14 protein-coding genes are annotated in these 13227 nt (G+C 66.5%); 5 read left to right on the top strand and 9 right to left on the bottom strand.

What is annotated here, in order from left to right; genetic code table 11:
* Positions 1 to 21 precede the first annotated feature (21 nt).
* From ACTHQX_RS13560 to ACTHQX_RS13550, 3 genes are read left to right on the top strand one after another with little or no spacing between them, the layout of a single operon-like run.
* A complete protein-coding gene (locus tag ACTHQX_RS13560) occupies positions 22 to 177 on the top strand; it encodes a DUF4177 domain-containing protein (RefSeq protein ID WP_236805066.1) in 156 nt (51 codons plus the stop codon).
* A gap of 1 nt (position 178) precedes the next feature.
* Complete coding sequence (locus ACTHQX_RS13555) at positions 179 to 712, top strand: RidA family protein (protein ID WP_440157693.1); 534 nt, start codon at positions 179 to 181, stop codon at positions 710 to 712.
* Between the two features lie 16 nt (positions 713 to 728).
* A complete protein-coding gene (locus ACTHQX_RS13550) occupies positions 729 to 1640 on the top strand; it encodes an NUDIX hydrolase (protein WP_440157694.1) in 912 nt (303 codons plus the stop codon).
* 681 nt (positions 1641 to 2321) lie between these two features.
* Here ACTHQX_RS13550 and ACTHQX_RS13545 read toward each other — a convergent pair.
* On the bottom strand, positions 2322 to 2999 hold the full coding sequence (locus ACTHQX_RS13545) for a Crp/Fnr family transcriptional regulator (RefSeq protein ID WP_003797871.1): 678 nt from the start codon (positions 2997 to 2999) through the stop codon (positions 2322 to 2324).
* A gap of 192 nt (positions 3000 to 3191) precedes the next feature.
* Here ACTHQX_RS13545 and ACTHQX_RS13540 point away from each other — a divergent pair, with 192 nt between their 5' ends.
* Positions 3192 to 4379, top strand: a complete 1188-nt coding sequence (locus tag ACTHQX_RS13540) for a MarP family serine protease (RefSeq protein WP_440157695.1) — start codon at positions 3192 to 3194, stop codon at positions 4377 to 4379.
* Positions 4380 to 4452: 73 nt separating this feature from the next.
* Here the strand turns inward: ACTHQX_RS13540 and ACTHQX_RS13535 are convergent, their stop codons facing one another.
* From ACTHQX_RS13535 to ACTHQX_RS13525, 3 genes are all read right to left on the bottom strand, one after another.
* On the bottom strand, positions 4453 to 5520 hold the full coding sequence (locus ACTHQX_RS13535; RefSeq protein ID WP_440157696.1) for a DUF2332 domain-containing protein: 1068 nt from the start codon (positions 5518 to 5520) through the stop codon (positions 4453 to 4455).
* A gap of 2 nt (positions 5521 to 5522) precedes the next feature.
* Complete coding sequence (gene aroQ, locus ACTHQX_RS13530; RefSeq protein ID WP_440157697.1) at positions 5523 to 5999, bottom strand: type II 3-dehydroquinate dehydratase; 477 nt, start codon at positions 5997 to 5999, stop codon at positions 5523 to 5525.
* A 163-nt stretch (positions 6000 to 6162) separates the two neighbouring features.
* A complete protein-coding gene (locus ACTHQX_RS13525; protein ID WP_440157698.1) occupies positions 6163 to 6528 on the bottom strand; it encodes a GH36 C-terminal domain-containing protein in 366 nt (121 codons plus the stop codon).
* Between ACTHQX_RS13525 and ACTHQX_RS13520 the strand changes: the two genes are divergently transcribed.
* Entirely contained in the window at positions 6502 to 7002 is a 501-nt protein-coding gene (locus ACTHQX_RS13520; RefSeq protein ID WP_440157699.1) for a substrate-binding domain-containing protein, read from the top strand. The genes ACTHQX_RS13525 and ACTHQX_RS13520 overlap by 27 nt on opposite strands.
* Positions 7003 to 7014: 12 nt before the next feature.
* On the opposite strand, the gene ACTHQX_RS13515 is transcribed toward ACTHQX_RS13520, so the two are convergent.
* From ACTHQX_RS13515 to acs, 5 genes are all read right to left on the bottom strand, one after another.
* Positions 7015 to 7797: a DeoR/GlpR family DNA-binding transcription regulator gene (locus tag ACTHQX_RS13515; protein ID WP_236805061.1), complete on the bottom strand. Its 783-nt coding sequence runs from the start codon at positions 7795 to 7797 to the stop codon at positions 7015 to 7017.
* Between the two features lie 44 nt (positions 7798 to 7841).
* A complete protein-coding gene (locus ACTHQX_RS13510) occupies positions 7842 to 8753 on the bottom strand; it encodes a carbohydrate ABC transporter permease (RefSeq protein ID WP_440157700.1) in 912 nt (303 codons plus the stop codon).
* Entirely contained in the window at positions 8750 to 9721 is a 972-nt protein-coding gene (locus ACTHQX_RS13505) for a carbohydrate ABC transporter permease (protein ID WP_440157701.1), read from the bottom strand. Before ACTHQX_RS13505 ends, ACTHQX_RS13510 begins: the two co-directional genes overlap by 4 nt.
* A gap of 15 nt (positions 9722 to 9736) precedes the next feature.
* Positions 9737 to 11047 (bottom strand): ABC transporter substrate-binding protein, encoded by a 1311-nt coding sequence (locus ACTHQX_RS13500; RefSeq protein ID WP_440157702.1) that lies wholly within the window; start codon positions 11045 to 11047, stop codon positions 9737 to 9739.
* Positions 11048 to 11223: 176 nt separating this feature from the next.
* Complete coding sequence (gene acs / locus ACTHQX_RS13495; protein ID WP_440157784.1) at positions 11224 to 13221, bottom strand: acetate--CoA ligase; 1998 nt, start codon at positions 13219 to 13221, stop codon at positions 11224 to 11226.
* Positions 13222 to 13227 lie beyond the last annotated feature (6 nt).

The raw sequence follows: 13227 nt of genomic DNA, 5'->3' as shown, positions 1-13227 counted from the left end.
GCAACGATTAGGCTTTATTTCATGACCAAATGGGAGTACGCCACAATTCCGCTCATCATCCACGCCACGAAGCAGATTCTGGACCAGTGGGGAGACGACGGCTGGGAGCTTGTTCAGGTAGTCCCCGGACCCGACGGCAACGGACTTGTCGCCTACCTCAAGAGGGAGAAGCACTAGCATGACCACCCCCCACGAAACAGCTTCCAGCACTGATCTGACGCCGTCGTCCGCCGTCGAACAGCGTCTTTCCGAGCTCGGACTGACCCTCCCGGAAGTTGCCGCCCCCGTGGCCGCTTACGTGCCGGCGGTCGTAACCGGCAACCACGTTTACACCTCGGGACAGCTGCCATTTATTAACGGCAAACTCGAAGCTACGGGCAAGGTGTCCGCAGGCACCGAGGGCGGGTCGGACGAACCGACTGTGTCCCCGGAAGACGCCAAGGCATACGCCGCCGTCTGTGCCGTGAACGCCCTGGCCGCCGTGAAGAGCGTCATCGGCGACCTCGACCGCATCACGCGCATCGTCAAGGTTGTGGGCTTCGTCTCCTCCGACCCGTCCTTCACCGGCCAGCCCGGCGTCATCAACGGCGCCTCCGAGCTCCTGGGCCGCGTCTTCGGTGACGCGGGACAGCACGCCCGTTCCGCCGTCGGCGTATCAGTCCTGCCGCTCGACTCTCCCGTGGAAGTCGAACTGATCGCGGAATTCAGCTAAGGAGCAGTAGGTTCCTTTGCCCCACCTAGCACGCCGGCTCTTTGTTCTTCCTCCCGATCTTGAAGGGGCGGCACAAAGCTGGCTCGAACACGGCGAGCGGACCCCGCGCAAACCCCGTTTCGCGTCCTCCGTGGTACTCCTGCGGGATTCGCCCACCGGCCTGGAAACCTGGCTCGGGTACCGTCCCGGCTCGTCCCCGCTGGGCGTCCTCGCCTTCCCGGGCGGCTCCTTGGACGCCTCCGACGACGACGCCGTCGGCTGGCTGGGGCCCTCGCCCCAGCACTGGGCCGAGCAGATGGGGACGGACGACGTCGGCCTGGCCCGCCGCCACGTGGTGGGTGCAGTCCGGGAATTGTTCGAGGAGACCGGCGTGCTGCTGGCAGGCCCGGACCTGTCCTCCACCGTGGAGGCAACGTCCACGGTGGAGTGGATGAAGGCCCGCGAAGCGGTTGCGTCGCAGGAAAAGTCGTTCACCGCGGAGCTGGCCAAGCGGGGCCTGTCCCTGCGCACCGACCTGCTCAAGCCGCTCGTGAACTGGCTGAGCCCGGACTTCGCACACCGGCGCTTCAACACCCGGTATTTCGCCGCCACCGTCCCCATGAACCAGCAGCCCTCCATCCTGGAGAGCAAAGGCGTCTGGGGCCGGTGGGTGTGCGCCACCAAAGCGATCGCCGAGCGCGACACGACCGTCCTGGGTGACGAGGTGGGCCAGGAGAACACCGTCGGCCTCACCCTCGGCCAGCTCATGGTCCCAGGCTCGGAGATCATGCTGGAGAAGATGGCCAAAGCCAACGGCTGCATCGCCTACCTCAGCTACAAGCGCACCCCGCACGTCTACCAGCCCCGGCTCGTCGACGAAAACGGGACACTCATGCTCGAAGTCGAGGCAGCCAAGACAGTAGCCGGAGAGCCCCAGCGCGAGCGCTAAGCCTTTGCCTGTGGTTCCGTCTGCTTTGGTCACCTCCGCCGGGCGGCCGGCCCTTCGCCGTTGCCTTGTTCCGTCCGCTTTTGGTTCCGTCCGCCGGGCGGCCGGCCCTTCGCCGTCGCTTAGACACGACGCATAGGGGCCCCTGCGGTCGCTGAGCGACCTCCGGACCCCGATGCGCCGCGATGCGCTCCTACCCGAAGGCCCGCAGCCCCGCTCGCGGTTAAGTCACCAACCCTCTCGCAGTTTCTACCGGTTTTCCTGCAACCCTCTCGCAGATCCCGTCGCCTTTTCGCTAACGCGTCCTCAGGTCTTGTCGACTGTTCCCCAACGCTTCCTCAGGTCCTGTCGAGGTTTGGGCGACCCTTCCTCAGGTCTTGTCGAAATCCGGGCGACCTGTGGTTTCGACAAGCTCAACCAACGACCTTTCCCGACCACCGGCCGAGGCGGATTGCGGTTCTTCGGAAAGGAGCGCATCGCGACGCATCGGACCCTGGAGGTCGTTCAGCGACCGGAGGGGTCCCTGTGCGCCGTAAGCGCCGTCCCGAGGGCCCCGACGCGAGCTTGCGAGTGTTGGGAAGGGACCTGCGCGCTAAGCGACGCCGAAGGGCCGCCTTCCGCCGGTGGTGCGTTAAACGCAAAGGCCGCCCTGATATGTGCGCAGGGCGGCCTTTCGCGGGTGGGCTAGCGGGAGCGCTGGCGGAGGCGCTGCATGTCCAAAATCACGACGGCGCGGGCTTCCAGGCGCAGCCAACCGCGCTGGACGAACTCGGCAAGGGCCTTGTTGACGGTTTCGCGGGATGCGCCGACGAGCTGGGCCAGCTCTTCCTGGGTGAGTTCGTGTGCCACGAGAACGCCGTCGGTGGCGGGGCGGCCGAAGCGGTCGGCGAGGTCGAGGAGGGCCTTGGCCACGCGGCCGGGCACGTCGGAGAAGACCAGGTCGGAGAGAGAGTCGTTGGTGCGGCGGAGGCGGCGGGCCAGCGCCTGCAGCAGCTGCGCCGAGACCTCGGGACGGGTCCGCAGCAGGGAGTTCAGGCTCTCGTTCTTGAGGCCGGCCAGGCGGGTCTCCGAGACGGCGGTGGCCGTGGCGGTTCGCGGACTCGGGTCGAACAGGGCCATCTCGCCGAAGAGCTCACCCGGGCCGAGGATGGCCAGCAGGGATTCGCGGCCGTCGGGGGAGGTGCGGCCGAGCTTCACCTTGCCGGAGACGATGAAGTAGAGCTGGTCACCCTGGTCGCCCTCACGGAAGACAGATGCACCGCGGGACAGGTCGACCTCGGTCAGCTCGTCCGTCAGCAGACGGAACGCGTCGTCGTCCAGCGTGGCGAAAAGGGGTGCGCGTCGCAATACCTCGATGTCCATGAATTCTCCTGAGTAAAAGTGTCGTCTGGGGCGCTTGTGCCATTGTTTCAGAATTTTCAACGTTCTGTGACGTACTTGGCAGCTGAAACGCCCTAAAAGACGCCGCGAGACCAGCGCAGGCTCCGCGCATCCACGGCAAATTGTCAGACTTCGCCAGTAGAATCGGGGCTTAGCTGCTTGTGAGGAGACCCGGTGTTTGGCCTGACCGTTCTGGACCTTGCGTTGATACTGACGCTTTTGTCCTATCTGATCTACGGCCTGCGCAACGGCTTCCTGGTGACCGTCGGCGGCCTGGCCGGTTTCACGGCGGGCGCCGTGGCCGCTTTCCTCTCCGTCCCGCTGGTCAGCGACTTCGTTGAGGACAGTGGGTGGCGCCTGACCGCCATCATCGGCACCGCAGTCCTCCTGGTGGTCCTCGGCAACGCGCTCGGAACCATGATCGGGCGCAGTATCCGCAGCGCCGTTCGCATGCGGCCGCTCCGGGCTATGGACAGACTCATTGGCGGGGCCGTCAATCTGGTCGTGTCCGCTCTGGTCATGTCCATGCTGGCGTTCAGTATCAGCGCACTTGGTGTGCCCTTCGTCTCGCAGCAACTGGCCGAGTCCAAGGTGATCCGTTTCATAGACGGGCTGACGCCCAACCCGGTCAAATCGGCGATGGCGCAGCTGCGCTCGGCGGTTATGGGTGACGGCATCCCCACGCTCATTGAGGGCATCGGCCAGGACCAGCAGCAGCTCCCGGTTCCGGACGCCAGCACGGACACGCCGGCCCTGAACAGGGCAGCCGGTTCGGTCCTGAAGATCGCGGGGACCGCGTTCCAGTGCGGGCAGAACCAGACCGGAACCGGCTTCGTGGTGTCATCAGGACGCGTGGTGACCAACGCGCACGTCGTTGCGGGGGTGTCGCAGCCTGTTGTGGAGATTCCCGGCGGGGGTGCCATGCCGGGCCGGGTGGTCTACTTCGACAGCAAGCGCGACCTCGCAGTCCTGGCCGTGGACGGACTGCCCACCGCGGCGCTGCCGCTGAGCTCTGACCTGCCCGCGGGAACCGCCGCCGCATTTGCCGGCTACCCGCACGGCGGCCCCTACCAGTCCAAGCCGGCCACTGTGCAGGGCATTTCGACAGTGCTGGTGCCGGACATCTACGGCAACAACCCTGTTCCGGACGAGGTGTACAAGCTTGCCGGCGACGTCCAGCCCGGCAACTCCGGCGGGCCGCTTCTCACCACCAACGGAGAGGTGGCAGGCGTAATCTTCGCAAAGACAACTTCCAGCGCGGCCCTGGGGTTCGCGATTCCGATGATCGATCTCCGTCCGGTGGCCGCAGAGGCACCGGGCCTGTCCAGCCCCGTGTCGTCCGGGCAATGCATCCAGCAATAGCGGCTTCCAGCAATAGCGGCATACAGCAGTAGCGGCCTCCGGCAATCAGGCACCCTGCGAGAGGATCAGCCGGTTACAGCCAATCCAGGCTCTGGCCGTGCGGGCCGCTGATGGCCACCGGCTGGCCGTTGTGCAGCAGCAGGAAGTTGCCGCGGAGCCGTCCGGGATCCATCTCCGGGACAACCACCGAGCCGTCCTGCTGGATGATCACGGTCTCGCCCTCGTTGGACAGCCAGTGGCAACTCCGGTCCCTCGCCAGGCTCTGCATGCTGGACCGGAACCTGGCGCGACCGTCGGCGCTGACATAACCCATGACGGCACTGTGGAACACCACCAGCGCGGCGTCGGGAGGGGCCTGGCCGGCCAGCGACAGCAGCTGTTCGTTGAGGTCGCCGGCCACGAGAAAAGGCGGATCCTGGCGCGCAACGGCGATGGCCCGGCGCAGCCGCTCACGGCGGAACTCCTGCTCCGGCCAGATCAGCGCCCCAAGCCAGGCGACGTCGTCGGGATTCCGTACGTCCAAGGGATTGAGGTCGATCCCGGCCCGCCACACCACAGGAGGCAAGCTGTCCGGTAGGGGAACCGGGCCTGCTGTCCTGCAGCGCAGGACGGGAGGCTCCGGCCGATGGGCGGGAGGCCCGGACCGAGCGCCGGACCCGGCCTGCAGTTCGCCGGACGCGCCGGGGTCCAGCCGCGTGACTGCCGCGCCGTCGTCGAACTCGTAGCTGTAGCGGTCCGGGAACAGTGCGAGGCCCGCGGAGGCGCCCACCTCGATCAGCGCAAGCGGCCGGCCTTCAGCGGCCGCGATGGCCGCGAGCGACGGCAGCAGGGTGGCGCAGCGGCCCACTTCGTTCGTCTGGGTGGCGCGGGACATGACGGTGCGCGAGACCTCGGCCCAGTGCTCGTCCAGGAAGGCGCGGAACTCCGGGTACGGGGAGACCTGGGCGCCGAGGAAACGGGCGGCGGCGAGCATCAGCAGGGGCTGCCGCTTGTTGTACGGCCAGCGGTCGATTCGGGCGATCAGCCCGGGATCCTCGGCGATGCGCAGCGACCAGTCGGCGTAGCAGGGCGAGGAACCGGGGGCATCAACCGTGCCGAAGTGACGGTACCACTCTGCGGTGCCGAGGGCCGCCGCCGCCATGGTCAGGCCTTGCCGGCATTCAGGTCGGCGAGATACTCCACGGCGAACCGGTAGCCCAGAACCCCGGCACCGGCGATCACGGCCTTGCTGATGTCGGAGAGGTACGAGTGGTGGCGGAACTCCTCGCGGGCGTGCACGTTGGTGATGTGGACTTCCACTGCGGGGACCTGGACTGCCGAGATCGCGTCCCGGATGGCCACCGAGGTGTGGGTGTAGGCCCCGGCATTCAGAACGATGCCGATGGCCTTGCCGCGGGCGGCGTGGATGGCGTCCACCAGCGCGCCCTCATGGTTGGACTGGAAGCACTCAACGTCGAGCCCGTGGGCGGCGGCGGTGTCCTTGGCGAGCTGCTCGACGTCGGCCAGCGTGGCCGTGCCGTACTTTTCCGGCTCGCGGGTGCCGAGGAGGTTCAGGTTGGGGCCATTCAGGACGAGGATGGTGCCGCGGCTGGCTTCGGTGGCGGAGGGGGCTTCAGTCATGCCTGCAAATCTATCGCGTCGGGTTGCCGGGCTCCGAGGGCGGGGCTTTTCGTTACGGAAAACGCGGCGTCCCGCACCGCCAGCTGGAGGGCCGGCGGTGCGGGACGGACATGGTGCAGGATGGAGAACGACGGCGGGCGGCAGGGCCAGCAGTCGGCTCAGCTCAGAGGGCCGTGACTTTCAACACCAGCGCGTGCTCCGGGTTGAGGCTGGGCATAGGGAGCCCCACCTCGGCCAGGAAGCGGCCGCTGGCCTCCGCGCCGGAAGCCAGCCATGCCGGCGGCTGGACCTGGGTGAAGGTGTGGCCGTAATCGGCGTCCACCGGGGCCGGGAAGATGGCCTCCACCCGGTAGCGGGAATCCGCCTCGAGCCCGGGCAGGGCTACCCGTCCCAGCTGCTCGGCGCACGAGGTGCGCGTGCTCACCAGGGCGAACAGCGCCGCCGTCGTGCCCGCAGCAACGGCACTGGAGCCGGAACCGGATCCGGAACCGCCCACCACACCGTGGAGCATGAGCGATTCGTCGGGCACGTCGGCCCGGACCATCTGGCCAGTGTCCTGTTCGAACCTGAGCTGGCCGACCTGGAGGCCGCGGAGATCCCGTCGGTGCTCCTGAGCCACAGCGGGAGCCCGGCCGGCGTCACCACGGTGGGCGTGGACCTGGCCAAGGGGGCCCGCACCGCCGTCGAGCATTTGATCGGACATGGCCACACCAACATTGGCCTGGCCATGGGCACCACCACCGGCAACGAAGCTGACGCCCGCGAAGAGGGCTGGGTGCAGGCGCTCCGGCATGCCGGCCTGCCGGAGGGCCCCATTGCGCGCAGCGCCTTCACCCGGGTTGGCGGCTACGCGGCTGGGCAACGGTTTCTGGCGTCGGGGCACCGGTTGGAGCGGACCGGGGCGAGCCGGCCCAGCACCGCGTCTTCCCGACGAAGCTTCTGGTCAGGCAGTCTTGCGGCTGCCCGTAAGGCTGGCCGAACCACACCACCGGTGCTGGCTTAGACCAGCCGGCGCCTAAACCAGTCTCAGCCGGCCCACCCGGTCGCGGAGGATCCGCTGGGCGTCGGGGGACAGGCCCGAATCGCAGATCACCTCGTCGGCTTCCTCGAGCTTGGCGATGGTGCTGATTCCCTGCGTGCCCCACTTGGTGTGGTCCGCCAGGACCACCACCTTGCGGGACGCGGCGATAAAGGCACGGTTGGTTTCCGCCTCCAGCAGGTTCGGCGTGGTGTAGCCGGCCTCCGCGTCCATGCCGTGCACCCCGAGGAACAACAGGTCCAGATGGAGCTGGCGGAGCGCCGCCGTCGCGATGGGACCCACGAGGGCGTCCGACGGCGTGCGCTCGCCGCCGATGAGGATCACGGTGGAGGCGTGGCGCCCGGATCCCGCCGCGGAGGCATGGTGGAAGAGGTCGGCGATCTTCACCGAGTTGGTCACGGCGGTGATCCGTGGGCCGTTGGCGAGTTCCTTGGCCAGCGCCCAGGTGGTGGTGCCCGCGCTCAGGGCCACGGCCATGCCCTCATGGACCAGTGCGGCGGCCTCCATGGCAATGGCGCGTTTCTGCGCGGTCAGCTGGGTGGACTTCAGCTCGAACCCGGGCTCGTGCGTGCTGGCATCCCCGGGCAGCTTGGCGCCGCCGTGGATCCGCTCGACCTGGCCGCTTTCCTCCAGCATCTCGATGTCACGGCGCACCGTCATCAGGGACACGCCCAGCTGCTGCGCGAGGTCGGACACGCGGACCACCCGCTCGCGCCGGACGGCGTCCACTATGGACTGGTGGCGGGCCGCGGGAAGCATTGGGATCCTTTCAGTAGGTGAAACCTGGTACTGCCCATCATCGCCTAGCCCTTGCTGGAACCAAGAGTCAGGCCCGCAACAAACTGCCGCTGTAGGAGCAGGTAAACAATCAGGGTGGGAATTACCGTGATGACGGCGCCGGCCGCCAGCAGGTTGTAGTTGTTCAGGAACTCGCCCTGGAGATTGTTGATCGCGGTGGTGACGGGCAGCCGGTCACCGCTCTGGATGAACAGCAGGGGCCAGAAGAAATCGTTGTAGATGAAGATGACTTCCAGGGTTGCAAGGGCGGCAAAGGCCGGGCGGCACAGCGGCATGATGATCTCCCGGTACTGGCGCCAGATCCCGGCACCGTCCACGAGCGCGGCCTCGGTCAGGTCCGCAGAGAGCGCCTTCATGTAGTTGGACAGCACGAACGTGCAGAATCCCATCTGAAACGCCATGTTCACCGCAATGACGATGATGTACGTGTTCAGCATGTTGCCCGAGTCGCTGAAGGAGTAGGGCACCTGGAAGTGTTTGGCCATCTCGAACAGCGGCGCCGCCAGCACCTGGGGCGGCAGCAGGTTCCCCGCCGTGAACATGATGAGCAGGGTGACGTTGAACTTCCAGCTCACCCGGCTGACTGCGAAGGCCATCATGGAAGCGAAAAAGAGCACCAGCAGTACCGCCGGGACGCAGATGATCACCGAGTTCCAGAGGTACTTGGCAAAGCCGCCCTGGGACCAGGCCTGGATGAAGTTATCGAAGTTGAAGTCGCCGGCCAGGCTGAAGTAGCCGTGCTCGTTGGTGGAGGCGATCGGCCGCAGGGCGGTGAACACGGCCCAGAGCAGGGGGATCAGCCACATGACCGCCATGGCCGTCAGGAAGATATGCGTGCCGTAGTGCCGCTTGGGCCTGCTGCCGGAGCGGGTTGCCGGCCGACTCGTGGCCATGCCGGGGGAGACCGCGGCGCTCATGCCCTGTTCTCCCTGCCGAAGGTGCGGCTGAGGTAGAACACGATGGGCACGAGGGAGATGACCAGCAGGACCACGGCAAGGGCGGATCCGACGCCGATCACCTGGCCTTCGCCCACGAGGTTCTGGATCACCAGGGCGCTGAGGAGCTCCAGGCCGTTGGTGCCGCGGTTGATGACGTAGACAACGTCGAACGCCCGCAGCGACTCGATGATGGTGATGACGACGATGACGATGTTGATGGGCCGCATGGCCGGGAACACCACGCGGAAAAAGGTCTGCACCGCGTTGGCCCCGTCGATCGCTGCTGCTTCCTTCAGGCTGGGGTCCACGCCCTTCAGGCCCGCCAGGTACAGGAGCATGACATAGCCCGCGTGGCGCCACGTGGCCGCGATCATGGCTGCCCAGATGTTGATCGAGGAATCCCCGAACCAGTCAACGGCCTGCGGCGTTCCCGAGGTTCCGAGCAGGAAGTTCAGCAGGCCGTTGTCACGCTGGTAGAACAGCTGCCAGATGATGCCGATCAGTGCCAGCGACAGCATCACCGGCGTGAAGAAAATGCTCTGGTAGATCCTGCTGCCGCGGATCTGCTGGTCCAGCAGCACTGCCAGCAGCAGGCCCAGCGGGGTTGCCACCAGGGCCAGGAACGCCAGCCACAGCATGTTGTGCTGGATGGCGGGCCAGAACGGCGGGTAGTCCTGCGAGATGTACTGATAATTGTCGCCGCCTGCCGGCCTGATGTCGCTCAGTGCCAGCCCGTTCCAACGCGTGAAGCTCAGCGCGACGGACATCACCGTGGGCAGCCAGATAAAAATCAACTGGATCAGGGTGGGAATGCCCACCATGAGGGACAGAACCATCTTGTCCCGTCTGGAGAGCCGGCGGACCTTTCCGCTGCGGACCCGCTTTGCCGGCGCCCCGGACGGGGCCCGGGACTCCGGCGGGACGAGGTCTCTTGCTGTTGCGCTCATGGGAGTCCCCGGCTGCTACTGGGCGGCGTACAGTGACTTGGCCTGCGCCTCAAGGTTCTTGACGTCCATCTTGCCGTTCTTGAGGAAGGTCTGCAGGGCCGGAATCATGACGTTGTTGGCCATGGCGGGCAGGGCGTCGCGGTCAAAGAACTGGCTGATGGACTTCGCCTGTGCGATGGCGTCTGCGCATTTCTTGTTCAGCGGCGTAAATTTGGAAGTGTCCGCGCCCTTGGCCGTGACGATGTTGGAGGCGTCCACGGAGGCGTAGGTGTCCTGGCCCTCGGGGGTGCCGATGAATTCCATGAACTGGTGCGCGGCCGCGTTCCCGCCGCCTTTGGTGGACAGCAACAGCCCGTCGATCGGTGCCTCCACCGCGTCCCGCCCCTCGGTGGCGATCTCCGGGAACGCGAAGAAATCGATGTCCTTCAACACCGCCGGATCGGTGAACTGCTGCGTGACGAACGAGCCGAGCAGGTACATGCCTGTCTTCTTGGCAGCCAGCGCCCTTGCGGCGTCCTGCCAGGTCTGGCCCAGCGCCGCAGGATCCTGGAAGGGCAGCAGGGCGGACCAAGTGTCGAAGACGTCTGTCACCTTCTTCTGGTCCCAGGACTCCTTGTGGGCACACAGGTCCACGTGGAACTGGTAGCCGTTGAGGCGCATGTTGATGTAGTCGAACGTGCCCATGGCGGGCCAGCCGTCCTTGTCCGCAAAACCGATCGGGATGATGCCGTCGGCCTTCATCCTGGCCGCCAGGGCCTTGAGGGCATCGAAGGTTTCCGGCACCTCGTAACCCTTGCCGGCCCACACGCTCTTCCGGTAGAAGAAACCCCACGGATAGTTGTAGTTGGGGACGAAATACATCTTCCCGTCCGGGCCGGTGGACGCCTTCTTCAGAGCGTCCGAGAAGTTGCCCCCGATCTTGGCCCAGACGTCGTCAACCGGTGCCAGAAGTCCCTTGCTGGCATAGAACTGCATCCTGTAGCCCGCGAACCAGGTAAAGGCGTCGTCCGGCGAGCCCTGCAGGTACGAGTTGATCTTGTTCTGGAAGTCGTTGTGCGGCACCACATTGGTGCGGACCGTCTTGCCCGTCTTCTGGGTGAAGGCATCGGTGACTGCCTGGTACGCCTTCTTGGGAACTTCGTCCGAGGAACCTGAGCCGAACGACAGGCCGGAGGATTCCGAGCCGCCGGCGGACGGTCCGCTGCCTCCGGTGCATGCCGCCAACAGTGGCACGCCTGCCAGGCCGGCGGCACTCACGCCGAAAGTTTTGAGGAGCGTCCGCCGGGCTGGCCCGGCGCTGATGGACGCTTCCGGATGTGCTGCCATGATCTCTCCCGGGGGATGAGGCTCTGTGACATCTGTCACATATCACTGACTATAACCTCGCAAAAGGGAACAGGAAAGATCGCAAAATAACACGGAACGACGACGGCGGGACCTGCCAGGGGCGCGCGAAAGGAAGGGCCCGTCCGGTGTTCCGGACGGGCCCTCAGTTGGCTCCGCTACTTCTTCAGGGACGCGGCGATCTGCTGCATGACGGTGTTGTCTGCGAGCGTGGTGGCGTCTCCGACGTCCCGCCCCTCGGCGACGTCCTTGAGGAGGCGGCGCATGATCTTGCCGGAGCGGGTCTTGGGCAGTTCGGGCACCACCAGGATGGTCTTCGGTTTGGCGATCGGGCCGATTTCCTTGCCCACGTGGTTGCGGAGGTCCTGGACGATTTCGTCGCCGGAATCCACCGCATCTCCGCGGAGGATGACGAACGCGACGACGGCCTGGCCGGTGGTTTCGTCGGTGGCGCCCACGACGGCGGCCTCCGCCACGGCCGGGTGGCTCACCAGGGCGGACTCGATTTCGGTGGTGGAGAGCCGGTGCCCGGAGACGTTCATGACGTCGTCCACGCGGCCCAGGAGCCAGATGTCGCCGTCCTCGTCCTTCTTGGCGCCGTCGCCGGCGAAGTACATGGTCTCGAAGCGGGACCAGTAGGTGTCCTTGAACCGTTCCGGGTCGCCCCAGATGCCGCGGAGCATGGCCGGCCAGGGTTCGCGAATCACCAGGAAGCCGCCGTGCCCGTCAGGGACGGAGGCACCGTTCTCGTCCACGACGTCCACGGCGATGCCGGGCAGCGGCACCTGCGCGGACCCGGGCTTGGTCTCCGTGACGCCGGGCAGCGGGGCGATCATCTGAGCGCCGGTTTCGGTCTGCCACCAGGTGTCCACGATCGGGGCCTTGTTGCCCCCGATCACGTCCCGGTACCACATCCAGGCTTCGGGGTTGATGGGTTCGCCCACCGAGCCCAGGACCCGGATGGAGGAGAGGTCGTACTTGTCCGGGATGTCCCGGCCCCACTTCATGAAGGTGCGGATCGCGGTGGGGGCGGTGTAAAGGATGGAGACCTTGTACTTCTCCACGATCTCCCACCAGCGGCCCTGGTGCGGGGAGTCCGGGGTGCCCTCGTACATGACCTGAGTGGCGCCGTTGATGAGCGGCGCGTAGGCGACGTAGGAGTGGCCGGTGACCCATCCGACGTCGGCCGTGCACCAGTACACGTCCGTTTCGGGGTGCAGGTCGAAGACGGCCTTGTGGGTGTAGGCGGTCTGGGTGAGGTACCCGCCGGTGGTGTGCAGGATGCCCTTGGGCTTACCGGTGGTGCCGGAGGTGTAGAGGATGAACAAAGGGTGTTCGGAGTCGTGCCCGACCGCGGTGTGCTCGGCGGAGGCTGCCCCGACGGTGTCCGCCCACCAGTGGTCCCGGCCCTCGTGCCAGTCCACGTCCTGGCCGTTGCGCTTGACCACCACGACGTTCTGCACGGTGTGGCCCGCCTGCTCGAGGGCGGCGTCGACTGCTGTTTTCAGGGCGCTGGGCTTGCCGCGCCGGTAGGTGCCGTCCGCGGTGACCACGAGCTTGGCCTCGGCGTCCTCGATCCGGGACCGGAGCGCGTCAGCGGAGAACCCGCCGAACACCACCGAGTGCACAGCGCCGATCCGGGCGCAGGCGAGCAGCGTGATGACGGCCTCGGGGATCATGGGCAGGTAGACGGCCACGCGGTCGCCCTTGGCCACGCCGAGGGACTCGAACGCGTTCGCGGCCTTCTTCACCTCGTCGGTGAGTTCCGCGTAGGTGTAGGAGCGGGAATCGCCCGGCTCACCCTCGAAGTGGATGGCTACCCGGTCGCCCAGGCCGTTCTCCACGTGCCGGTCCAGGGCGTTGTATGCGGCGTTGACCTCGCCGCCGACGAACCACTTGGCGAACGGCGGGTTGGACCAGTCGAGGGCCTCGGTGAAGTCCTTGTTCCAGTTCAGCAGTTCGCGGGCCTGCTTGGCCCAAAAGGCGGGCCGGTCGGCTGCTGCCTCTGCGTAAACGCCGGCGCCCACGACCGCGTTCGCCGCGAACTCCTCGGAAGGGGCAAACTTGCGGTTCTCATGCAGCAGGTTTTCAAGAGCATCGCCCTGCTGGCTGGTGGTGGCAGCGGTGGCCGTCGAGCCGGGGGTGTCCTGGGACATGGTGAA

Origin of the sequence: Arthrobacter sp. SAFR-023 (assembly GCF_051965295.1) — a bacterium.
In the GTDB taxonomy this organism is placed as follows: Bacteria; Actinomycetota; Actinomycetes; order Actinomycetales; family Micrococcaceae; genus Arthrobacter.
Note: the sequence above shows the minus strand (reverse complement) of the source record. Positions and strands in the feature narration are given on the sequence as shown.

Coding starts and splice junctions, on each gene's coding strand:
- ACTHQX_RS13560 (WP_236805066.1), top strand. CDS start 22: ATGACCAAATGGGAGTACGCCACAATTCCGCTCATCATCCACGCCACG.
- ACTHQX_RS13555 (WP_440157693.1), top strand. CDS start 179: ATGACCACCCCCCACGAAACAGCTTCCAGCACTGATCTGACGCCGTCG.
- ACTHQX_RS13545 (WP_003797871.1), bottom strand. CDS start 2,999: ATGGACATCGAGGTATTGCGACGCGCACCCCTTTTCGCCACGCTGGAC.
- ACTHQX_RS13535 (WP_440157696.1), bottom strand. CDS start 5,520: ATGGCGGCGGCGGCCCTCGGCACCGCAGAGTGGTACCGTCACTTCGGC.
- aroQ (WP_440157697.1), bottom strand. CDS start 5,999: ATGACTGAAGCCCCCTCCGCCACCGAAGCCAGCCGCGGCACCATCCTC.
- ACTHQX_RS13515 (WP_236805061.1), bottom strand. CDS start 7,797: ATGCTTCCCGCGGCCCGCCACCAGTCCATAGTGGACGCCGTCCGGCGC.
- ACTHQX_RS13510 (WP_440157700.1), bottom strand. CDS start 8,753: ATGAGCGCCGCGGTCTCCCCCGGCATGGCCACGAGTCGGCCGGCAACC.
- ACTHQX_RS13505 (WP_440157701.1), bottom strand. CDS start 9,721: ATGAGCGCAACAGCAAGAGACCTCGTCCCGCCGGAGTCCCGGGCCCCG.
- ACTHQX_RS13500 (WP_440157702.1), bottom strand. CDS start 11,047: ATGGCAGCACATCCGGAAGCGTCCATCAGCGCCGGGCCAGCCCGGCGG.
- acs (WP_440157784.1), bottom strand. CDS start 13,221: ATGTCCCAGGACACCCCCGGCTCGACGGCCACCGCTGCCACCACCAGC.